22 protein-coding genes are annotated in these 21,696 nt (G+C 64.1%); 14 read left to right on the top strand and 8 right to left on the bottom strand.

Annotated features, from left to right (window positions below; translation table 11 throughout):
* Positions 1-81: 81 nt before the first annotated feature.
* The 3 genes from AC1ROB_RS17495 to AC1ROB_RS17485 all read left to right on the top strand — a co-directional run bounded on the left by AC1ROB_RS17495 (position 82) and on the right by AC1ROB_RS17485 (position 3,976).
* On the top strand, positions 82-753 hold the full coding sequence (locus AC1ROB_RS17495; RefSeq protein WP_492969834.1) for a hypothetical protein: 672 nt from the start codon (positions 82-84) through the stop codon (positions 751-753).
* 236 nt (positions 754-989) lie between these two features.
* Positions 990-3,221 (top strand): hypothetical protein, encoded by a 2,232-nt coding sequence (locus tag AC1ROB_RS17490; protein ID WP_492969835.1) that lies wholly within the window; start codon positions 990-992, stop codon positions 3,219-3,221.
* Between the two features lie 50 nt (positions 3,222-3,271).
* A complete protein-coding gene (locus tag AC1ROB_RS17485; RefSeq protein WP_492969836.1) occupies positions 3,272-3,976 on the top strand; it encodes a hypothetical protein in 705 nt (234 codons plus the stop codon).
* Here the strand turns inward: AC1ROB_RS17485 and AC1ROB_RS17480 are convergent.
* Together AC1ROB_RS17480 and AC1ROB_RS17475 are read right to left on the bottom strand one after the other, a co-directional pair.
* On the bottom strand, positions 3,967-4,467 hold the full coding sequence (locus AC1ROB_RS17480; protein ID WP_492969837.1) for a flavin reductase family protein: 501 nt from the start codon (positions 4,465-4,467) through the stop codon (positions 3,967-3,969). The genes AC1ROB_RS17485 and AC1ROB_RS17480 overlap by 10 nt on opposite strands.
* A gap of 32 nt (positions 4,468-4,499) precedes the next feature.
* Positions 4,500-6,194: a tetratricopeptide repeat protein gene (locus AC1ROB_RS17475; protein ID WP_492969838.1), complete on the bottom strand. Its 1,695-nt coding sequence runs from the start codon at positions 6,192-6,194 to the stop codon at positions 4,500-4,502.
* A 179-nt stretch (positions 6,195-6,373) separates the two neighbouring features.
* Here AC1ROB_RS17475 and AC1ROB_RS17470 point away from each other — a divergent pair, with 179 nt between their 5' ends.
* Genes AC1ROB_RS17470 through AC1ROB_RS17440 form a run of 7 tightly spaced genes read left to right on the top strand, consistent with a single transcriptional unit; the run spans position 6,374 to position 12,351 of the window.
* The gene (locus AC1ROB_RS17470; RefSeq protein ID WP_492969839.1) at positions 6,374-6,838 is read left to right on the top strand and encodes an SUF system Fe-S cluster assembly regulator; all 465 of its coding nucleotides are present in this window, start codon (positions 6,374-6,376) and stop codon (positions 6,836-6,838) included.
* An 18-nt stretch (positions 6,839-6,856) separates the two neighbouring features.
* Entirely contained in the window at positions 6,857-8,317 is a 1,461-nt protein-coding gene (sufB, locus tag AC1ROB_RS17465; RefSeq protein WP_492969840.1) for a Fe-S cluster assembly protein SufB, read from the top strand.
* Between the two features lie 24 nt (positions 8,318-8,341).
* Positions 8,342-9,091, top strand: a complete 750-nt coding sequence (gene sufC / locus AC1ROB_RS17460; RefSeq protein ID WP_492969841.1) for a Fe-S cluster assembly ATPase SufC — start codon at positions 8,342-8,344, stop codon at positions 9,089-9,091.
* Between the two features lie 10 nt (positions 9,092-9,101).
* Positions 9,102-10,403, top strand: a complete 1,302-nt coding sequence (sufD, locus tag AC1ROB_RS17455; protein ID WP_492969842.1) for a Fe-S cluster assembly protein SufD — start codon at positions 9,102-9,104, stop codon at positions 10,401-10,403.
* On the top strand, positions 10,400-11,644 hold the full coding sequence (locus AC1ROB_RS17450) for a SufS family cysteine desulfurase (RefSeq protein WP_492969843.1): 1,245 nt from the start codon (positions 10,400-10,402) through the stop codon (positions 11,642-11,644). Before sufD ends, AC1ROB_RS17450 begins: the two co-directional genes overlap by 4 nt.
* Positions 11,644-11,991: an SUF system Fe-S cluster assembly protein gene (locus tag AC1ROB_RS17445; protein ID WP_492969844.1), complete on the top strand. Its 348-nt coding sequence runs from the start codon at positions 11,644-11,646 to the stop codon at positions 11,989-11,991. Before AC1ROB_RS17450 ends, AC1ROB_RS17445 begins: the two co-directional genes overlap by 1 nt.
* A gap of 12 nt (positions 11,992-12,003) precedes the next feature.
* Positions 12,004-12,351 carry a HesB/IscA family protein gene (locus tag AC1ROB_RS17440; protein WP_492969845.1) on the top strand — a complete coding sequence of 116 codons (348 nt, stop codon included), beginning with the start codon at positions 12,004-12,006 and terminating at the stop codon, positions 12,349-12,351.
* 18 nt (positions 12,352-12,369) lie between these two features.
* Here the strand turns inward: AC1ROB_RS17440 and AC1ROB_RS17435 are convergent, their stop codons facing one another.
* Positions 12,370-13,959 carry a hypothetical protein gene (locus AC1ROB_RS17435; protein WP_492969846.1) on the bottom strand — a complete coding sequence of 530 codons (1,590 nt, stop codon included), beginning with the start codon at positions 13,957-13,959 and terminating at the stop codon, positions 12,370-12,372.
* Positions 13,960-14,054: 95 nt separating this feature from the next.
* Here AC1ROB_RS17435 and AC1ROB_RS17430 point away from each other — a divergent pair, with 95 nt between their 5' ends.
* Genes AC1ROB_RS17430 through AC1ROB_RS17420 form a run of 3 tightly spaced genes read left to right on the top strand, consistent with a single transcriptional unit; the run spans position 14,055 to position 16,137 of the window.
* Positions 14,055-14,801 (top strand): class I SAM-dependent methyltransferase, encoded by a 747-nt coding sequence (locus AC1ROB_RS17430; protein WP_492969847.1) that lies wholly within the window; start codon positions 14,055-14,057, stop codon positions 14,799-14,801.
* Positions 14,798-15,805: a glycosyltransferase family 2 protein gene (locus tag AC1ROB_RS17425; protein ID WP_492969848.1), complete on the top strand. Its 1,008-nt coding sequence runs from the start codon at positions 14,798-14,800 to the stop codon at positions 15,803-15,805. Before AC1ROB_RS17430 ends, AC1ROB_RS17425 begins: the two co-directional genes overlap by 4 nt.
* A complete protein-coding gene (locus AC1ROB_RS17420) occupies positions 15,802-16,137 on the top strand; it encodes a DMT family transporter (RefSeq protein WP_492969849.1) in 336 nt (111 codons plus the stop codon). The genes AC1ROB_RS17425 and AC1ROB_RS17420 overlap by 4 nt, the downstream gene beginning before the upstream one ends.
* A gap of 1 nt (position 16,138) precedes the next feature.
* On the opposite strand, the gene AC1ROB_RS17415 is transcribed toward AC1ROB_RS17420, so the two are convergent.
* Positions 16,139-17,263, bottom strand: coding sequence for a DegT/DnrJ/EryC1/StrS family aminotransferase (locus AC1ROB_RS17415; protein WP_492969850.1), 1,125 nt, complete (start codon positions 17,261-17,263; stop codon positions 16,139-16,141).
* A 26-nt stretch (positions 17,264-17,289) separates the two neighbouring features.
* Positions 17,290-18,267 (bottom strand): NAD-dependent epimerase/dehydratase family protein, encoded by a 978-nt coding sequence (locus AC1ROB_RS17410; RefSeq protein ID WP_492969851.1) that lies wholly within the window; start codon positions 18,265-18,267, stop codon positions 17,290-17,292.
* Between the two features lie 125 nt (positions 18,268-18,392).
* Here AC1ROB_RS17410 and AC1ROB_RS17405 point away from each other — a divergent pair, with 125 nt between their 5' ends.
* A complete protein-coding gene (locus AC1ROB_RS17405) occupies positions 18,393-18,794 on the top strand; it encodes a hypothetical protein (RefSeq protein ID WP_492969852.1) in 402 nt (133 codons plus the stop codon).
* A gap of 18 nt (positions 18,795-18,812) precedes the next feature.
* Here the strand turns inward: AC1ROB_RS17405 and AC1ROB_RS17400 are convergent, their stop codons facing one another.
* From AC1ROB_RS17400 to ugpA, 3 genes are read right to left on the bottom strand one after another with little or no spacing between them, the layout of a single operon-like run.
* Positions 18,813-19,907 (bottom strand): sn-glycerol-3-phosphate import ATP-binding protein UgpC, encoded by a 1,095-nt coding sequence (locus tag AC1ROB_RS17400; RefSeq protein ID WP_492969853.1) that lies wholly within the window; start codon positions 19,905-19,907, stop codon positions 18,813-18,815.
* Positions 19,904-20,755 carry a sn-glycerol-3-phosphate ABC transporter permease UgpE gene (ugpE, locus tag AC1ROB_RS17395; protein ID WP_492969854.1) on the bottom strand — a complete coding sequence of 284 codons (852 nt, stop codon included), beginning with the start codon at positions 20,753-20,755 and terminating at the stop codon, positions 19,904-19,906. Before ugpE ends, AC1ROB_RS17400 begins: the two co-directional genes overlap by 4 nt.
* Complete coding sequence (ugpA, locus tag AC1ROB_RS17390) at positions 20,755-21,636, bottom strand: sn-glycerol-3-phosphate ABC transporter permease UgpA (protein WP_492969855.1); 882 nt, start codon at positions 21,634-21,636, stop codon at positions 20,755-20,757. The genes ugpE and ugpA overlap by 1 nt, the downstream gene beginning before the upstream one ends.
* Between the last annotated feature and the right edge of the window lie 60 nt (positions 21,637-21,696).

The following is a 21,696-nucleotide window of genomic DNA, read 5'->3' as shown; positions in this document are numbered from 1 at the left end:
ACGACCTGTGGAATTTGCTTGTCGCAAATAGAACAAATATGGTACAAGCGGAAGGGTTATATAACAATGGAGTGGGGCGGCATGGCGGGCGACTATACCTATCGGTGTCATGACGTTTGTCTGAGCATGTTGGACTGGGCGCGGTTCGCCGATGCACTTTATGACAATTTTCCCGAAGGCAGATATTTTAACAATCCGTCGATCTTGAGCCGCATGTGGAAGGAACCGCCGCCATGTATGCAGGGGGAACACATGCTGCGGCTTGGTGACGGCGCAGATTCGCTGAATCCTGATGATCACTCAGAGACCGAGATGCATTTCGATCCGGACTGGCGCCCGCAATGGTATGTGACAGGCGAACCGATCAACGACTTCCTGCCTGAACCGGGCTCTCACTGGGATCTGCGCCAGCCGCGCCTGCCGGCTTTCCGCTTCGAGTTCAGTTTCGTTAAACCTGCGGCAGACGGGCAGCCCGAGCATATGAGCGGGGATGGCAAGTACTGGTTCTTCTACGAGCCCGGCAATCGCGAGCATCTGGCGATCGGTCATCGGGCCTTCCGGTTGTTCCGCGAGGTCGCGACCAACCAGAACCAGCTCGTTGTCGCGACAGATGGCAGGGTGTTGCAGCGCCGGCGCATATCGGGACTTTGGCTCGGTCGCGATGCCATCCGCTGGGCCAAGGAAGACCCTGCCAGACTGCTGGCCTATTACGATGACGCAAGCGATCCGGTGGGGGTGCGGCCGTCGCTTTGAACGGGCTCCGATTGGCCAGAACTGGCCTCGAACTGGCCGGAACCGGCATCGAATTGGCTCTCAACGGGCCCGCATGGGTATCAAATTGGCATCGCATGGGCCCCGACTGGGCCTGAACTGGCCCGCTCATCATGGCGCGGGGACCTGTCAGGCCCTTGGAAAGGCTGGATTTCTCTACCGCAATGGGCTGCAATCGGGTGTTTCATAACGCCGCCCGCAGTCTGAAGGGGGATTTCATGGCCGAGATGCAGACCGATGTCGCCGGAACCGAGTTGCAGGAGCGGCCCGTGAACGAGAATGCCCATCGCTGGCGCTTCTTCCGCGCCGGCGGTTTCGATCAGCTGCGCATCGAGACCGGCGAGGATCTGAAGCATCTCAGCCAGCTCGACCAGAAGCTCTGGCTGGCGCTGAGCTGTCCGGCCAAAGGCATCGATTTCGACCGTCGCACGCTCGAACTGATCGACGAGGACCATGACGGCCGCATCCGCGCCGTCGAACTGCTCAATGCCGTGCGCTGGACCTGCCGGCTGGTGCGCAACCCCGATGCGCTGTTTGCCGGCCATGCCGAACTGCCGCTCAACCAGATCGACGACAGCACGGCGGAGGGGGCACGCATCCTCGCCTCGGCCAGACGCATCCTCACCAATATCGGCAAGCCCGACGCCCATGCCATCGGACCGGAAGATGCCGCCGATGTGGGCCGCATCTTCGCCAAGACCACGCTGAACGGCGATGGCGTGGTGCCGCCCTCGGCGGCGAAAGAGCCGGAAACGGCGGCGGTGATGCAGGCGATCATGAAACTGGTCGGCGAGAAGCCGGATCGCGGCGGCGAAACCGGACTCTCCAAGGATGAGGCCGATGTCTTCTTCGCTGCGGTGGATGCCTATATCGCCTGGTGGGACGAGGCCAAGGCGAAACCGGAGATCCTGCCGCTGGGCGAAGGCACGCTGCCGGCGGTCGAGGCCGTCCGCGCGCTGCAGTCCAAGCTCGACGATTATTTCTTCCGTTGCCGCCTCGCGGCTTTCGATCCGGTGGCCGGCGCCGCGCTGAATGCCGATGACAAGGATTTCGCCGCCATTGCCGATGGCGACCTGTCGGCCGGCACGCCGGCCGTGGCGGCTTTCCCGCTGGCGCGCATCGAGGCCGAACGGCCGCTGCCGCTGGGCCATGGTATCAATCCGGCCTGGGCCGCCGATGTGACGCGTCTGCGCGAGGCTGCGGTGCTGCCGTTGCTGGGCAGCGAAACCGGCACGCTGACCGAAGCCGACTGGCGCATGCTGCAGGAAAAACTCGAACCCGCCATGACCTGGCTGACGCGCAAGGCCGGCGCCCTGGTCGAACCGCTCGGCATCGCCCGGGTGCGCGAGATCAAGGCGATGGATGCGCAGTCCAGGATCACCGCGCTGATTGCCGCGGATGCGGCCCTGGCGCCGGAATTCGAGGCCATTGCCTCGGTCGAGACGCTGGCGCGCTATGTGCGCGACCTCGTGCCGTTGCTCAACAACTTCGTCGCCTTCAAGGATTTCTACACCCGGCGCGGCAAGGCGATCTTCCAGGTTGGCACGCTGTATATCGACGGCCGCTCCTGCGATCTCTGCGTTGCCGTGGACGATCCGGCCAAGCATGCCACGCTGGCCTCACTGAGTCGTATTTATCTGCTCTATTGCGACTGCACCCGGCGCGGTTCGGACGGCAAGCCGACCAATGAAAAGATGACGATTGCCGCCGCCGTCACGGCGGGCGATGCCGACCAGCTGATGGTCGGGCGCAACGGCGTGTTCTACGACCGCCAGGGCCGCGATTGGGATGCGGTGATCGTCAAGATCGTCAGCCATCCGATCTCGATCCGCGAAGCCTTCTGGCTGCCGTTCCGCAAGGTGGGAAAATTCGCCAACGAGCAGATCGAGAAATTCGCCACCGCGCGCTCCAAGGCCAACGAGCAGCAGATGACCAACAAGCTGCTGGAGACCGGCAGCCAGGCGATCTCGGGCGGCGCGCCGGCCGCACCGGCGGCAGCGCCGCCGCCACCGGCATTCGATGCGGCGAAATTCGCCGGCATCTTCGCCGCCATCGGCCTGGCCATCGGCGCCATCGGCACGGCGCTGGCTTCGGTGGTCACCGGTTTCCTCAATCTGGCCTGGTGGCAGATTCCGCTCGCCATCTTCGGCGTGCTGCTGCTGATCTCCGGTCCGTCCATGATCATCGCGGCGATGAAGCTGCGGCAGCGCAATCTCGGCCCCCTGCTGGATGCCAATGGCTGGGCGGTGAATGCGCGGGCGCTGATCAACATCCCCTTCGGCAGCAGCCTGACCCAGCTGGCAAAGCTGCCGGCCGGTTCCGAACGGGCGCTGACCGATCCTTACGCGGAAAAGCAGCGGCCCTGGGGGCTGTATATCCTGCTGGCCCTGCTCGTGGCGGTCGGCATCGCCGGCTGGCGCTACGGCTGGTGGGCCCGGCTCCTCGGTTAACCAAGACGGCGATAGGGGAAAACCGCTAGAATGGCGGCCAGAGATCGACCATGAGCCTGCAACCGCGCTTCTTCAACGCCATCGGCACGCTGCGCCATGCCGACCGCCTCGGCTTCCTGACCCAGGATGTCCGTGCGGCTGGCACGGTGCTGGGGTTCTTCGGTGCTGCCGCGGCGCTGGGAGCGCGGCCCGATGAACTGGCGCTGATGGTCTGCCGTCGCCTCAGCCCCGCTGATCTGCATCGCCAGATCGTGCTGGTCTTCCATCAGAATGCGCCGTTTGCCGACAGCCTCGGCAAGCTCTATCGCGCCCATCGCCGGCCGCTCGGTTTCGAGGGCCAGAAGCGCTGGTGCGCGATCCCCGAGCCGGCGTTCCTCGGCGATGAAACCTTCGCGCTGCTGGCGGCGCGGTTCCCCAATCTGCTGCTGATTGACCAGGATGCCGACGGCAAATCGCATGTCGCTGTCTATGCCTCGATGGGCTTCAGCGAGCATCCGCAGCTCAAGCTCGCGCCGCTCGGCCGCTCGGCTGCGCCGCCGATGCCGCAGGGACCGGCCAAGGTGACGCCGCTGCCGCGCCGGGTCATTCCGGTGCCGCCGCGGCCGCAGCCGCGTGCGCTGTCATCGGTATCGGCGCCGGTGGTGCCGTTGCGGCCGCGACGCCTGAAAAGCGTGGTGGCGCTGAACGAAACGGTCGAGCGCAAGGTGGTGAGCGAGTTCCGCCGCCTGTTGCAGGCGGTGGCGCATTATTCCTGAGTGATCGGGCCCGTGCACATATAGGCGCCGTCCTGGTAGACCAGCGGCGCCACGTCGCTGCGACAGTTCGCCCGCACCACCCGGGCGATGCAGATCGAATGACTGCCATAGGCATGCAGCGCCTCGACCTCGCAGAAGATATTGGCCTGGGCATCGGTGAGGAAGGGCACGCCGCTGGCATCGTTCTGCCAGTCGCCCTCGGTGAAGCGGATCTCGCCTTCCACGGCACCGCCGAAGACTTCCGACAGGCGCTGCTGGCTGCGGTGGAGCAGGTTGATGCAAAGCCGTTTGCCCAGCCCGAGCTGGGCATGCAGCGCCGCCGAGCGGTTGACGCAGGCCAGCACCGCCGGCGGATCGGCCGAGACCGACGTGACGGCGGTGGCGGTCATGCCGTGGCGCTGGCCATCGTCCGCCGTCGTGGAGATCACGGTGACGGTGGCGGCCAGCCGGCGCATGGCATTGCGGAAGGCGACGTTGAGCGGATCGGTCATCGCATTATGATGTAGCGGAGGGAAGCGGCCAGTTAAAGTGCCCCGGAAAGTGCCTTGGGCAATTCGCGGGCGACGCTTTCCGCCAGGCCGGTCCAGTCGTTGCGTGCCTGCTGGCGCCACAGCCGGGCGGTCGGATACCAGGGTGTGGTGTCGCTGCCCTGGGTCCAGTACCAGTGCGGCGAAATGCCCCGGTGCAGCAGCAGCCAGGTCGGCTTGCCCAGGGCAGCCGCCATATGGGCCGTGGTGTTGCTGGTGGAAATCACCATGTCCAGCGCGGCCACCTGGGCGGCGAATCCGTCCAGATCCTTCAACTGGTCGATGGCCGGATCGTAGAGCAGGTCGACGCCATGGGCAGCCAGCAGCGCCGCGCGGTCGTCGGCGCGGTTACCGTATTGCAGGTCGACGAAGCGGTAGCCGGGCAGGGTAAGGATCGGCGCCAGATCGGTCAGCTTCGCCGACTTTGGCGCGCCGAGCTTGATGTTGCCGCTATGCCAGGCCACGCCGATCAGCGGCCGCGGATCGGTGGCCTGATACTGCGCGCGGATTGCGGCGGCGCGTGCCATGTCGGCCCGGATCGGCAGGGCGCCGGTACAGTCAGCCGGGCTGGACCGGAACACGGCGGCGAGATCGAACAGCGTTGCCTGCACGGTGAGATCGGGTTCCAGCAGGCGCGGCTGCGGCGGGTTGGTGCGCGCGTGCAATTCGATATCGGGGAAGCTGCGCGCCAGGATCGGGATCATGCGCGGGTCGCATTCGATCACCGGCGTGATGCCGCGTGCGAACAGCTCGGGCAGCAGGCTCCACAGCACCAGCGATTCTCCCACACCCTGCTCGGTGAACAGCAGCATATGCGCGCCGGGCGGCAGCGCCTCGCCCTTCCAGAAGGGCAGGGTGAAGGGCCGCTTGTCGCGGTCGGTGTCGGCCAGACTCCAGCGCGCCTCGAAATGCGGCCAGGCATTGCGGTAATCGCCTTTGACCATCAGGGCCGTGCCATAGCGCATATGGGCTTCGCCATGGCCGGGCTGCTGGCGCCAGGCGCGTTCATACCATTGCAGCGCGGCCTCCAGATCGTCACGGCCGCGGGCGAGGTCGCCGCGCGCCAGCGCCACGTCCAGGCCGGCCTGCAGTTTGACGGGCGCGCTGTCCATGGCGGCAAAAGCCGCTTCAGCGCTTTCATAGTCACCGCTGGCCAGCAGGGCGAGGCCGAGATTCTTGCGGAAGAAGCCCATCTGCGGCTTGAGCGCGATGGCGCGGTTCAGCGCCGTTATGGCGGCAGCATAGTCGCGCAGGTCCATGCGCGCCGTGGCCAGGTTGCTCCAGGCATCGGCCCAGTCGGGTTTCAGCGTCAGCGCCGTTTCGTAGGCGGCGGCAGCCTCTTCGGCCCGGCCCAGCTGACGCAGCAGGTTGCCGCGGTTGCTGTGCGCCTCGGCGGAACCGGGGTTGAGGCTGAGCGCGCGGTCCAGCGAGGCCATGGCGACCTCGGCCTGGCCGGTCAGGCGCAGCAGTTCACCCAGGTTGCTGTGGAAAGGGGCATGGCCGGGACTGAGCCTCACGGCTTCCTGGAGCAGGGGAATGGCCTCGGCGGTGCGGCCGGCCCCGTGCAGCGCGATGGCCCGCTCGTTGAAGGGCGCGCCGGCCAGCACGATCCCGGGTGCGACTCCGGGCGCCGAGGCGGTCGTGCCGCCTGTCGCTGCCTTCCCCTGGGCCCGCCGTTCCTTCCGATTCACGCCTTCCTCCATACTGAACCTTACCCCTTGCCCCGGGACCCCTTAAAAAACCCCTTTAATGCCCGTCTTGACTTCCGATTTTCGGAAATCATCTTGCAATCCAGACCAGATTGGTCTTATTTGCCGCCGTCCAACCGGACCAGCTCGGTATGGATTGCTAATTGCGAAGGATTTGCAACATGTTGCGCCTGAGCCGCCTGGCCGATTACGGCGTCATGGTGATGGCCCATATCGCCGCCGAACCCGCGGGCGTGCATAACGCACCCGATGCGGCGGCGGCTACGGGCCTGCCGGGACCGACAGTGGCCAAGATCATGGCCAAGCTCGGCCGCGCCGGTCTGCTGGTATCCCATCGCGGCGCCCATGGCGGCTACCGCCTGGCGATGCAGCCGGAGCAGGTTTCCGTTGCCGCCATCGTGACGGCGCTGGATGGTCCGATCGCGCTGACCCAGTGCTCGGACCATCACACGCCGAGCGCCTGCGACCGCGAGAATCTCTGTGTTTCGCGCCGCGGCATCAACCGCATCAACACGGCGATCCGCAGCGCGCTGGAAGGCGTGACGCTGGCCGAGTTGGCGCGGCCTTCTTACGACTTCCTCAGTCCCCTGCCGCCGCGCGCCAATGCGCCGGCGCCCAACGCTTAAAATACGGAGCCACGCCCCATGGCTGCCAATGCCCAAACCATCGAAACCGTCGAAGGCCTGGCCGGTGACTATAAATACGGCTTCGTTACCGATATCGAGTCCGAGCTGCTGCCCAAGGGCCTGAGCGAAGACACCGTCCGCTTCATCTCGGCCAAGAAGGGCGAGCCGCAGTGGATGCTGGACTGGCGCCTGCGTGCCTATAAGGCGTGGCTGCGCATGGCCAAGGAAAAGGGCGAGCCGACCTGGGCCAAGGTCAGCTACCCGGAAATCGATTTCCAGGACATTCACTATTACTCGGCGCCGAAGAAAAACACGCTGAAGAGCCTGGATGAGGTCGATCCCGAGCTGCTGGCCACCTATGAGAAGCTCGGTATTCCCCTGAAGGAGCGCGAGATCCTGGCCGGCGTGGCGGTGGATGCCGTGTTCGACAGCGTCTCGGTCGCCACCACCTTCAAGGGCAAATTGAAGGATATGGGCATCATCTTCTGCTCGATGTCCGAAGCCGTGCGCGAATATCCCGAACTGGTGCAGAAGTATCTCGGCTCGGTTGTGCCGGTCACCGACAACTTCTATGCCACGCTGAATTCCGCCGTCTTCTCGGACGGCTCGTTCGTCTATGTACCGCCGGGCGTACGCTGCCCGATGGAGCTGAGCACCTATTTCCGCATCAACGAGGCCAAGACCGGCCAGTTCGAGCGCACGCTGCTGATCTGCGACAAGGGCGCCTACGTCTCCTATCTGGAAGGCTGCACCGCGCCGATGCGCGATGAAAACCAGCTGCATGCCGCCGTGGTCGAGCTGGTCTGCATGGAAGATGCCGAGATCCGCTATGCCACGGTGCAGAACTGGTATCCGGGCGACAAGAACGGCAAGGGCGGTATCTACAATTTCGTCACCAAGCGCGGCGCCTGCCGCGGCGCCCGCTCGAAGATCAGCTGGACCCAGGTGGAAACCGGTTCGGCCATCACCTGGAAATATCCGAGCGTGATCCTGCAGGGCGATGACTCGGTGGGTGAGTTCTATTCGGTGGCTGTGGCCAACAATGCCCAGCAGGCCGATACCGGCACGAAGATGATCCATATGGGCAAGAACACCAAGTCCACGATCATCTCCAAGGGTATCTCGGCCGGCAAGGCGCAGAACACCTATCGCGGCCTGGTGCGGGTGATGCCCGGCGCCACCGGCGCACGCAACTATTCCCAGTGCGACAGCCTGCTGATCGGCGACCGCTGCGGCGGCCATACCGTGCCCTATATCGAAGTGAAGAACCGCTCGGCCAAGGTCGAGCATGAAGCCACCACCTCGCGCATTTCCGACGACCAGCTCTTTTACTGCCGCCAGCGCGGTCTGTCCGAAGAGGATGCTGTATCGACAATCGTGAACGGTTTCTGCAAGGAAGTGCTGCAGAAGCTGCCGATGGAATTCGCCGTCGAAGCCCAGAAGCTGCTGGGTGTCAGCCTCGAAGGCTCGGTCGGTTAGAGATTACGCCCCAAGGATTGCCCCATGCTTGAGATCAAGAACCTGCACGCCAAAGTCGACGGTAAAGACATCCTGCGCGGCATCAACCTGGTGATCAATCCGGGTGAGGTGCATGCCATCATGGGCCCGAATGGGTCTGGCAAGTCGACGCTGTCCTATGTGATCGCCGGCCGCGACGGCTATGAGGTCACCGAGGGCGACATCCTTCTCAATGGCCAGAGCCTGCTGGTGATGGAACCGGAAGAGCGCGCCCGCGAAGGCCTGTTTCTGGCCTTCCAGTATCCGGTCGAGATTCCCGGCGTGGCCAATGCCACCTTCCTGAAATCCGCCGTCAATGCCGTACGCAAGCATCGCGGCCTGGCTGACCTGGATGCGATGAATTTCCTGAAAATCGCCAAGGCCAAGATGAAGCAGCTGCAGATGGACGAGAAGTTCCTCTCGCGTCCGGTCAATGTCGGCTTCTCGGGCGGCGAGAAAAAGCGCAACGAAGTGTTCCAGATGCTGATGCTGGAGCCCAGCATGGCGATTCTGGATGAAACGGATTCAGGCCTGGATATCGATGCTCTGAAGGTCGTGGCCGAAGGCGTCAATGCCCTACGCAGCCCCGAGCGCTCAGCACTCGTGATTACCCATTACCAGCGCCTGCTGGACTATATCGTGCCTGACGTCGTGCATGTGCTGGCCGGCGGTCGCATCATCAAGACCGGCGGCAAGGAACTGGCGCTTGAGCTGGAAGCCAAGGGCTATGCCGATATCGTGGCGGACGCGGCCTGAGGACAGCATCATGGCCGCCTTGCCCCTGATCGATCATCTGGCCGGCGCTTATGAAGCGGCGGCCGCAGGCCTGCCCGGCGCCAGGACGCCGGCGGTGGCTGCGCGTCGCCAGGCGGCGCTGGAAACCTTCCGCCGTCTTGGCCTGCCGAACCAGAAGCTGGAAAGCTGGAAATTCACCGGCCTGAACGCGCTGGAGCGTCAGCAATGGGCCTTGCCGGCCAATGACGGAAGCGTCGATGCCGCGCGCCTGAAGGCCACGGCCCTGGCTGCAGACAGTCACCGTCTCGTTTTCGTCAACGGCCGCTTCGATGCCGCCGCCTCGCGCATCGGCATCCTGCCGAAGGGCGTGACGCTGCTGCCGCTGAGCCAGGCCGGCGAGGCACTGCCGGCTGTTCTGGCAGCCGCCGGGGAAGACCGCACGGTATCGCTGAGCGAGCTGAATGCGGCCTTTGCCAGCGATGGCATGGTGCTGCAGCTGGCGGACGATGCCATGCTGGACCAGCCGGTCGAGATCGTCGCTTTCGGGGCCCCGGCTCTCGTCAACCTGCGTCACTTGGTTCGGCTAGGGAAAAACGCCAAAGCCACCCTGATCGAAAGCTATCGCGACGGCGGCACCGACGGCGCAGGCTGGAGCAATATCTTTGCCGGTATCGAACTCGGCGCCGGTGCACAGCTCACCCATATCCGCCTGCAGGGCGAAGCGGCGACCAGCTATCACGCGGCACTGGGCCGTGTCGCCGTGGGCGACGATGCCCGCTATGCCCATGTCTCGGTCCAGGCCGGCGGCGCCATGGCGCGGCACGAACTGCGCATCGAATATACCGGCCGCAATGCCGAAGTGGATGTGCGCGGCCTGGTGCTGGCGCGCGGCACGGCCCATCTGGACCACACCCTGTTCCTGCATCATGCCACGCCCGACTGCCGCAGCAACCAGCTGTTCAAGCATGTGGTCGACGAGCAGGGCCATGCGGTGTTCCAGGGTGGCATCCGGGTTGCTCCGCACGCCCAGAAGACCGATGCACAGCAGCTCAGCCGCACCCTGCTGCTGGGCGACCGCGCCCAGATCGATACCAAGCCGGAACTCGAAATCCTGGCCGATGATGTGAAATGCAGCCATGGCGCCTCGATCGGCGACGTGGATGCCCAGCAGCTCTTCTACATGCAGGCCCGCGGCATCAGTGCCGGCGAGGCTCGCCGCCTGCTGCTCAGCGGCTTTGCCTATGAGGTGGTGGAGGCCGTACCGGAGGGCGCGTTGCGCGACCATGCCGAGACGTTTGTCGAGGCCTGGCTGGCTGAAGGGGTGGTGCGATGAGCGCGCTGCCGAAAACCAGAACCGTCGCCTTCGATATCGAGCGCATCCGCGCCGATTTCCCGATCCTGTCGGAAAAGGTGCATGGCAAGCCGCTGGTCTTCCTCGACAGCGGTGCCAGCGCCCAGAAGCCGCGCGTGGTGATCGATGCCATGACCCGCATGTATGAGCGGGTCTATGCCAACGTGCATCGCGGCATCTACAGCCTGAGCCAGCAGGCCACCGACGAATACGAAAAATCCCGCGACACCATCGCCCGCTATATCGGCGCCGACAGCCGCGAGATCGTTTTTGCCCGCAACGCCACCGAAGCGATCAATCTCGTGGCGCACAGCTGGGGCTGGAAGCATCTGAAAGCCGGCGATGAGGTGCTGGTCACCCATCTGGAACACCATGCCAATATTGTGCCCTGGCAGATCCTGCGCGAGCGCTATGGCGTCGTGCTGAAGGTGGCGCCGATTGACGATGACGGCGCCCTGATCTGGGACGAATTCGTCAAGCTGATCGGGCCCAGGACCAAGCTGGTTTCGGTCGCCCATGTTTCCAATACGCTGGGCACCGTCCTGCCGGTCGCCGAGATCGTGAAGGTTGCTCATGAGAAGGGCGCGAAGGTTCTGATCGACGGCAGTCAGGCCGTGCAGCATATGCGCGTCGATGTGAAGGCGCTGGATGCCGATTTCTACGTCTTCACCGGCCATAAGCTCTATGGTCCCACCGGCATCGGCGTACTCTATGGCAAGGCCGAGGTGCTGGAGACCATGCCGCCCTGGCAGGGCGGCGGCGACATGATCCTGTCGGTGACCTTCGACAAGACCGAATACAACGACATCCCGCACCGCTTTGAGGCCGGTACCCCGGCTTTCGTCGAAGCGGTCGGCCTGGGTGCCGCCATAGAATATGTCGAAAGCATCGGGCTGGAGGCCATTGCCGCCCATGAGCATGACCTGCTGGCCTATGCCACCGAGAAGCTGTCGGCGATCAACTCGCTGCGCATCATCGGCACGGCCCGGGGCAAGACCGGCGTGATCTCTTTTGTGCTGGGGAGTATTCACCCGCACGATATCGGCACTATCCTTGACCGCGAGGGCATCGCGGTGCGGGTGGGCCAGCATTGCGCCCATCCGGTGATGGAGCGCTTCGGCGTGCCGGCCACCGTTCGGGTGTCGTTCGGGATGTACAATACGCGGGCTGAGGTCGATGCGCTGTGCGCCGGCCTGCAGCGGGTCAGGGAGATTTTCGGCTGATGTCGGCGGCAGGCGCAGAGCAGAAACAGGCGGTTCCGGCCCCGGAAGAGCTTCGGGAACAGGTCCTTGAGGCCCTGAAGACGGTCTTTGACCCGGAAATACCGGTTAACATTTACGAATTGGGCCTTATATACAAGGTTGAGGTGAACGAGGCGCGGGATGTCCAGATCGACATGACGCTGACCTCCGCCAACTGTCCGGCCGCCCAGTCGATGCCGGCCGAGGTGGAGCAGAAAAGCCGCTCCATCGCCGGTGTCGGCGAAGTGACGGTCGATGTCGTCTGGGATCCGCCGTGGAGCCCTGAGCATATGTCAGAGGCGGCCAGGCTCGAACTGGGTGTGATGTAAGGAAGCGATGCGATGACGGCCGTAGCCAAATTCAAACCGATCACGCTGACCGATGCGGCAGCGGAGCGGGTTCGCGCGCTGATCGCCCAGTCGGACAAGCCGGTGCTTGGCCTGCGTATCGCGGTCAAGACCAAGGGCTGTTCGGGTATGTCCTACGACATCCAGTATGCCGCCGAAGCCGAGAAGTTCGACGAAGTGGTGGAAGACAAGGGCGTCACGGTCCTGATCGAGCCGAAGGCGCAGATGTATATCTTCGGCACCGAGATCGACTGGGTGGAAGACAAGCTGCAATCCGGTTTCGTATTCCGCAATCCCAATGAAAAGGGCCGTTGCGGCTGCGGCGAGAGCTTCCACGTCTGACGCGGGAAGGCTGGCGGCTTATTTCAGCCCGTCGCGCCGGCGATAGATCGTATAACGCTCGAAATCCAGCGCCTTTTCGTAATCCTCGAAGCGCTTGGCGAACAGCGGATTGCGCGAGAAGTAATCCAGATAATTGAAGGTTTCGCCCTGGCAGCGCGGAATGCCGGCGACGCTGTCGACGATCAGCAGCGACGGCTTTTTCTTGTAGAAATCTTCGGCCACGGTGCGGAAGACAAACAGCTCCGCCGCCGTCATCGCTTCCGGCGGGTTATACAGCGGCGCCAGTTCCTTGCAGTCGGCATAGGCGCCCTGCAGCAGCCATGTGCTCTCGAAGCGCATGGTCATGTGCATCTTCAGGTAATTGATCAGCGGGAAATGCGGGTAGATGCCGGGCGACAGCACCAGGATGCGGTCGTTGCGGCGCTCCTGCTTCACCACATGCATCAGGCGCCGCAGATCGGATTCGCGGTATTCCAGCTGTTTGAAGAACGGCCGGCTGTGCAGGCATTCCTGGTAGAAGATCAGCAGCATCAGGGCGGCGGCAAACAGTTTGACCGGCCGGTTGTCGCTGCGCTTGGGCCAGACCACATGGTCCATCACATAGGCGATGATGGTGCCGGCCAGCAGCAGGGTGAAGGCCTGGGCCGGAAGGGCGTGATAGGGCCAGCCCTTGCCCTGGGCATAGGCCGAGACCAGGCCGCCGAAACCGGCCAGGCAAATGACGCGGGCCATATGCGAGCGCATGGCGCCGAAGGCGGCGATGGCCAGCAGCGGCAGGATCGCGGTGGGGGCGGCCAGGTTCTCGCCCAGCGCCAGGCTGAACCAGTTGTTCTGGCTGACTTCGCTGTAGAAGGCGCGAGCCAGCGGCAGGGCGACGGTGAAATATTCCGGCGTGACGATGACGGCGAACAGGGCATGGGCCACGCAGACCGCCAGCACCGCCCAGGGCGCCGGATCGGCCAGGCTGCGCCGCAGGGTGATCTGGCTGGCGATATAGAGTTCGACGAACAGCGGGATGCCGAGGAAATACGGCTTCATGGCGAAGCCCAGGCCGGCCATGATGCCGGTAGCGATTTTCAGGCGCTGGCTCAGGTCTTCGCCATCGGCGCGTCCGCTGGCCACCAGCAGATAGGGCATCGCCAGGATCAGCATGATGTGTTCGCGCTGGGCGAACATGTTGTTGGGATAGACGATCAGCAGGAACAGCAGCAGGGGCGGCAGCAGCGCATCCGCCGTGGCATGGGCGGGATCGAGGCTGGCATTCAGCACCACGCGGCAGGTGATGAAGGAGGCGCCGATGCCGATGCCGAGCAGGGCGACCAGCACGGTGGTGCCGGCGATGCCGGTCAGTTTGGAGATGCCCTCGGGCAGCAGATGCAGCACGAAGACCAGTGGGGTGTTGATGTCGATGGCATCGACATAGAGCCGGGCGCCTTCGAGCCAGACGCGGGATATATACAGGATGACCGCGGTATCGTGGTTGATCGGCGGCAGGAAATAGCCGGCAATCCAGAAGGTACAGACCGCCAGCACCAGGCCGTGCAGCAGGCGCGGCCAGTCCAGCCCGCGTCTTTGCAGGGCATCAGGTGGGGGCGTGGTCTGGTTCATGGGTCTATTACAGCAATCCGGACTGGCGGAGCCTAGGGTCGGCTTGGTAAATCTTCACTTACGACTGGGACTTATCTCAAAAACGGTCAGGATGCATGGAGCGGGTTGAATACCACCGGATGGCGATGCTGGAGACCACCATGTGGTGGTACCGGGCTCTGCATGCCGGATTGATCGACCGTCTGGGCGCCGCCGGCCTGCCGGTCGGTGCGCGGCTGCTGGACGCCGGCTGCGGCACCGGCGGCCTGCTCGCCCGTATATCCGGCATGGTGCCCGCCCTGCAGCTGAGCGGCCTGGAATACGATGCCGAAGCGGCCGGGCTGGCGCGCCAGAAGACCGGTCTGGCTGTCGAGGTCGGTTCCGTCAACGCCATGCCCTATGCCGATGCCAGCTTTGATGCGGTGGTCAGTGCCGATGTGCTGTGCCATGCCGGGGTCGACCAGACGGCGGCCCTGGCCGAGTTCCGGCGCTGCCTGAAGCCGGGCGGCCTGCTGCTGCTCAATCTGCCGGCCTATCAGTGGATGGCCTCGGCCCATGATGCCCATGTCCACAATGCGCGGCGCTATACCGCCGGCGGCACACAGGCCATGCTGGAGGCGGCGGGCTACGGGGCGGTGCGCTGCGGCTATTGGAACAGCCTGCTGTTTCCGTTAATGCTGCTGCACCGGCTGACGGCCAGAGGCTCGGGCGGGACGGAGCAGGGCAGCAGCGATGTGCGGCCTTTCCCGGCCTGGCAGGACAAGCTCTTTTTTGCCGTCACCGCGCTGGAACGGCATCTGGCCCGGATGGGGCTGCGGCTGCCGTTCGGCGGTTCGGTTTGGGTACAGGCCAGAAAAGCATGATCGACCAGCAGATGACCGCAACAGCATTCTCCGGCGCGCCGCAGGCGGCACCCGCCTTCGCCCTGTCGATTGTGGTGCCGGTCTACAATGGTGCCACCAGCGTGCCGACCCTGGTTGAAGCCCTGGCAAAGCTGGAGGTGTCTGGCGGCCACGAGATCGTGCTGGTCAACGACTGCAGCCCCGACAATTCGCTGGAGGTCTGCCGCGAGCTGTGCCGCAGGAACGCCGTGGCGCTGACCGTAGTGAACCTGGCGCGGAATTTCGGCGAGCATAATGCCGTGATGGCGGGACTGAGCCATGCCCGCGGCGAATACATCATCAACATGGACGACGATCTGCAGAATCCGCCCGAGGAAGTCGTGCGGCTGTGGCAATACGCCAAAGACAACAAATACGACGTCGTCTACACCTACTATGCCGACAAGCAGCATGCTGCCTGGCGCAATCTGGGCAGCCGCTTCACCAACTGGTGCGCCGACCATTTGCTCGACAAGCCCAAGGGCCTGTATCTCTCCAGTTTCCGCTGCATGAGCGCATTCACGGCGCGCAATATCTTGTCGCATACCGGACCGTTCCCCTATGTCGATGGCCTGGTCATGCAGGTGACGCAGAATATCGGCCGCCTGCAGGTGCACCATCTGCCGCGGGCCGAGGGCCAGAGCAACTACACGATCCGCCGCCTGGTGCGGCTGTTCATGTCGATGTTCCTGAATTTCTCGGTCATGCCGCTGCGTATCGGCACACTGGTCGGCTTCGTCATGGCCGGGCTCGGCCTGCTGGTCTTCGTCGTCATCCTGATCGAGGCGATCAGTGGCCGCACGCCGCAGGGCTATGCCTCGGTGATGGCGGCGATCCTGCTGCTGGCCGGCGTTCAGCTCATCATGCTGGGCCTGGTGGGCGAATATCTCGGCCGCCTGTTCCTCACCATCAACAAGAAGCCGCAGTTCATTGTGCGTGACGTCGAGCGCAACGCTCTGGCCGACAGACCCGGAGATGCGCCATGACCTGGTTCTATGTGGCGCTGGTGGCCGGCATCCTGCTGGGCGTCGGCGGCCAGATCCTGTTGAAGTCCGGCGCGTCGGGCGAGACCCTGCTGCAGCAGTTCCTGTCGCCACAGTCGATCATCGGCCTTGCGCTCTATTTCGCCGCGGCGCTGTGCTACATGTACGCGCTGCGCAAGATTCCGGTTTCGATCGCTTTCCCCAGTGTGGCGCTGTCTTACGTGCTGGTGGCGCTGCTGGGTTATTGGCTGTTCAACGAGCCGCTGTCGATGCCCAAGGTGGCCGGCATTGCGCTGGTCTGCGTCGGGGTCATCCTGATCACGCGCTCGGCCTAGGTCAGGCTTTCCACACGTCCTTCACTGCGGCAATCACCGTATCGACATCGGCATCGCTGAGCTGCGGATAGAGCGGCAGGCTGAGCACGCTCTTTGCCGCGCGTTCGGTATTCGGCAGGCCGCCGGGTCCGAGCGGCACGCGGTCCTTGTAGGCCGGCTGCAGATGCACCGGCACCGGATAATGGATCAGTGTGCCGACGCCGCGGTCCTTCAGCTTCGCCTGCAGGTCGTCGCGGCGGCTGCCGGCATCGATCACATAGAGATGATAGGCCGGAGCGGCGCCCTTGCGCGGCACCGGCGTCTTCAGGCCGCTCAAGCCTGCCAGGCCGGCATCGTAGCGTGCGGCGATGGCGCGGCGGCGGTCGGTATCCTGGGCCAGCCGGGTCAGCTTGACGCGAAGGATGGCGGCTTGCAGCGGATCGAGCCGGCTGTTCATGCCGCTGATGGCGCTGATATAGCGCTCGCGCCAGCCATACTCGCGTAGCGCCCGCAGCGTCTCGGCCAGTGCCGCATCGTCGGTGGTGATGATGCCGCCATCGCCGATGGCGCCGAGATTCTTGGTCGGATAGAGACTGTAGGCTGCGGCCTTGCCCCAGCGGCCGACCATGCGGCCGTCCACGGTGGCGCCATGGGCCTGGGCGTTGTCTTCCAGCAGCAGCAGGCCATGCTGCTGTGCGATGGCGGCGATCTCGGGCATGGCCGCCGGCTGGCCGTAGAGATGCACGGGAATGACCGCCTTGGGTTTCGGCGTCCCGGCCGGCCAGGATTTCAGCACAGCCTCCAGGGCCGCCACCGACATGGTGTAGTGGTCGTCGCTGTCGATCAGCACCGGCGTGGCGCCGACCAGCTCGATGGCCGAAACGGTGGCGACCGCCGTATGGGATACCGTGATGACGGCATTGCCGGGCCCGACGCCGAAGCCGCGCAGGGCGACGATCAGCGCATCGGTGCCGCTGGCCACGGCCACGGCATGCTGGCTGCCCGTATAGGCCGCGAATTCCTTCTCGAAGGCGGCGACTTCCTCGCCCTGGATATACCAGCCGTTTTCCAGCACGCGGCGGATGGCGGCGTCGATGTCCTCGCGCTGCGCCAGGTAGGAGGCTTTCGGGTTGGTCTGCGGAATCATCGGCGCATTCTCATCAGTAAATGGGCTCACAGGTAATGGGCCGCATGCGTGCGGTAATACGCAACGGTCTGCTGCAGTCCTTCGGCCAGCGTGGTCTTCGGCTGCCAGCCGGTGGCGGCGCGGAAGGCGCGATCATCGGCGACATAGTCGCCGATATCGATTTTCTTGCGTTCGGCCGGAAAGACCTTGCGGTCGAAGCCGCCGCTGCCGGCGATGCCGATCAACAGGTCGGCCAGTTCGAGCAGCGATACCGGCGGACAGCCGCCGATATTGTAGACCTGCCCGATGGCGGCCTCGCTGTCGGCGGCCGCCAGCAGCGCATCCACCATGTCCTCGACATAGGTGAAGTCGCGCTTCTGCTCGCCGCCCCAGACCTCGAACCGGGTGTTCTGGATCGCGTGGCGGACCCAGATGCCAAGAAACGTCTGCTTGGCATCCCTGATGCGCATGCGCGGGCCGAACACGTTGGTCAGCCGCAGGGCCGTCGTGCGCATGCCATGCACGCGCGCATAGAGCATGTGATAGGCCTCGGCGGCATATTTGTGGATGCCGTTGATATCCGGCGGCGCGATCGGATGGGCCTCGTCGACCGGCAGATAGCGGGGCGGGCCGTAGAACTGCCGCGTCGAGCTGAATATCAGGCGTGCCTGCGGATTGACCCGACGCACCAGCTCCAGGAAGCGCAGATTGGCCTCCTGGTTCAGCCGCATGTCTTCCAGCGGCTGTTGCATCGAGTCCATATGCGAGGTCTGGCCGGCCAGATTGAAGATCACGGCGGCCTGGCCGATGCTGTCGGCAAATGCGCCCTCAGCGCCAATATCGGCCTCGATCAGTGCGACCGGTGCCGGCAGGTCGGAGAGGTTGAAGGGATTGGCGCCGTATTGCGCCAGCATGCGGTCGATCACGGTCACGGCGGCGCCCTGCGCGGCCAGACGTCGCACCAGATTCGAGCCGATGAACCCCATTCCACCGGTGACAACCACCGTCTTGCCGCGCCAGGTCATGCTGTTTCCATTGTCATCAGGACTCGAAGAACGGCCCTGTATCTCAAGGAATTATGCCCGAAGTAAGACGGATTTGTCAGGGGCCGGGCTTGCCGTTCCCGGGGCGGCGCGGCAAAGTAGCGCCCATGTCCAGACAGGTCATCGGCGTCCTCATTCTTGCTGCGGTTCTGGCCGGCTGTACCGGCGCGGCAACCGACCCGTATTACCTCGGGCGCTGGGTTCCCGGCGACAGCAGCAAGATGGAAATCGGCCTTGGCGAGCCGATGAACGATCCCCGCACGGGCCGGCCGTATTTTTCGGTCTGCTATAACCGGCTGACCCATAAGGCCGAGCAGGTGCGGGCGCTGGTGCAGAAACACTGTGGCGATCCGCAGCTGACCCTGAACCGGACTGACCTGTATTCCTGTTCGCTGGCAGCCCCGGTCCGGGTGACCTATAGCTGCAGTGCGCTCAGCCGCACGGCCGAGGAAGCGCGGCCGAATCTGCTGCGCACGGATTCCCCGCTGGGCACCATCGATCTGAACTGATCCGGCCGAGATAGTCGGTCAGACGGCGACGCGCAGGCCGCTTTCGGAGTCGAACAGATGCGCCCGCGCGGTGTCCACCACCAGACCGGGCTTGGAATTGTCGTGATAGCCCGACTGGCTCGGCACGCGCACCACGATCTCTTCGCCGGCAATCTTGCCATGCAGCAGGGTATCGGCGCCGAGCTCTTCGGCAACATCGACATTGAGCTGCAGATGCGGGGTCTCGCCGCTGCGGACCAGGCGGAAATGCTCGGGCCGCAGGCCGAGGGCATAGTTGCCCGCTGGCATTGTCCAGGCCGCCGGCAGCACCAGGGTTGTGCCATCGGCCAGTACGGCCCTGGGGCCACCGCCGGTGCCAGATTCGACCCGGCATTTGATGAAGTTCATGGCCGGCGAACCGATGAAGCCGCCGACATAGGTGGTGGCCGGATGGTTGTAGACATCGCTCGGCGTGCCGATCTGGTCAGCCCGGCCCTGGTTCATCACCACCAGGCGGTCGGCCAGCGTCATGGCTTCCACCTGGTCATGCGTCACATACACCGAGGTCACGCCCAGCTGCTGGTGCAGGCGCTTGATCTCCAGCCGCATCTGCACGCGCAGCTTGGCATCCAGGTTCGACAGCGGTTCGTCGAACAGGAACACGCTGGGTTCGCGCACGATGGCGCGGCCCATGGCCACGCGCTGGCGCTGGCCGCCGGAGAGTTCGCGCGGCCTGCGCTGCAGATAGGGCTGCAGCTGCAGGATTTCAGCGGCACGCTGAACGCGCTTTTCGATATCGGCCTTGTCCATGCCGCGGATGCGCAGGCCATAGGACATGTTTTCATACACGCTCATATGCGGATAGAGCGCGTAATTCTGGAACACCATGGCGATGTCGCGGTCGGCCGGCTCGACGTTGTTGACCACGCGGTCGCCGATCAGGATCTCGCCGCCCGAAATCGCCTCCAGGCCGGCGATCATGCGCAGCAGGGTGGATTTTCCGCAGCCGGACGGACCGACGATGACGATGAACTCGCCATCCTTGATCTCCATGTCAACGCCGTGGATGGCCTTAACAGGACCGTAGTTCTTTTTTACGCTTTTCAGCGTCACCTTCGCCATGAGGGCGCTCACTTTTCAGTTTCAACAAGACCTTTGACGAACCAGCGCTGCATCAGCACCACCACCATAACCGGCGGCAACAGGGCCAGCACGGCCATACCCATGATGACCGGCCATTCCAGGTAGGCGTCCGGTGCGCGCACGAGGCGGCCGATGGCCAGCACGATGGTCTGGTATTTGCTGTCCGACGCGATCAGCAACGGCCACAGATATTGGTTCCAGCCGTAAATGAACTGGATCACGAACATGGCGGCGATGCTGGTGCGGGTCAGTGGCACCAGGATGTCCCAGAAGAACCGCAGGGGGCCGGCACCGTCGATGCGGGCCGCTTCCACCAGTTCGTCCGGCACCGTCATGAAGAACTGGCGGAACAGGAAGGTGGCGGTGGCCGAGGCGATCAGCGGCAGCACCAGGCCGGTATAGGTATCCAGCAGGCCCAGATCGGCGACGATCTTGTAGGTCGGGATGATGCGCACTTCGACCGGCAGCATCAGGGTGACGAAGATCATCCAGAAGAAGAAGGTCTTCAGCGGGAAACGGAAATAGACAATGGCGAAGGCCGAGAGCAGCGAGATGATGATTTTGCCGACGGCAATCGACACCGCCATAATCAGGCTGTTCAACATCAGGACGATGGCCGGGGTGGCGCCGCTGACGCCGACCAGCTGCGGGCCGTCGAACAGGGCGCGCGCCGTGTTGGTCAGCAGCTCCGCGCCGGGTAGCAGCGGCATCAGCGACGCATCCTGGATGGTATGCGAGGCGGCGATGACGGCCAGGTAGATCGGGAAGGCGACGATGATGATCGCCAGGATCAGGGTCAGGTGGCCGGTGAATACGGCGACGGGGCGGCGCTCGATCATCAGTAGTGAACCTTGCGCTCGATGTAGCGGAACTGCACCACGGTCAGGCCGATCACGATCACCATCAGGATGACGGACTGCGCTGCCGAACCACCCAGGTCCTGCGCTTCGAAGCCGTCATACCAGACCTTGTAGACCAGGATTTCGGTGGCCTTGGCCGGGCCGCCGCGGGTCAGCGAGTGGATGACACCGAAGGTCTCGAAGAAGGCATAGACGATGTTGACGACGACCAGGAAGAACAGCGTCGGCGACAGCAGCGGGAACACGATGCTCCAGAAGCGGCGGATCGGCCCGGCGCCGTCGATGGCGGCCGCTTCGATCAGGGATTTCGGAATCGACTGCAGGCCGGCGAGGAAGAACAGGAAGTTGTAGGAGATCTGCTTCCAGGTCGCGGCGACCACGACCACGAACATGGCCTGGTTGCTGTTGAGATAGAAATTCCAGTCGACGCCGAATTTCTGCATCAGCCAGGCGAAGACGCCGGGGCCGGGCAGGAAGACGAAACCCCAGAGCGCGCCGGCGACAGCGGGCGCCACGGCATAAGGCCAGATCAGCAGCGTCTTGTAGAAGGTGGCGCCGCGCACCAGGCGGTCGGCGGTAACGGCGAGCAGCAGCGAGATGGACAGGCCGAGCGCGGTGACCAGCGTGCTGAACAGGGCCGTGATCTTGAAGGAGTTGACGTAATACTCGTCCTCGAAGAGGGCGAGGAAATTGGCCAGGCCAACAAACTCGCTGCGTGTGCCGAAAGCATCCTCGCGCAGCACGGACTGTATGACCGCCTGACTGGCCGGCCAGAAGAAGAAGATGAGCGTGATGGCGATCTGCGGCGCGAGCAGCAGATACGGCAACAGCTTGTGATCAAATACGACTCGTTTTTCCATGGAGCGCCAAAGAAAAGCCCGCGCCCTGCAAAGTCAAGGCGCGGGCTTCCGTTAAGAGTG

This window comes from Ferrovibrio sp. GW821-FHT12F09, from assembly GCF_058806775.1.
This window is presented reverse-complemented; position numbering and strand designations above follow the sequence as displayed.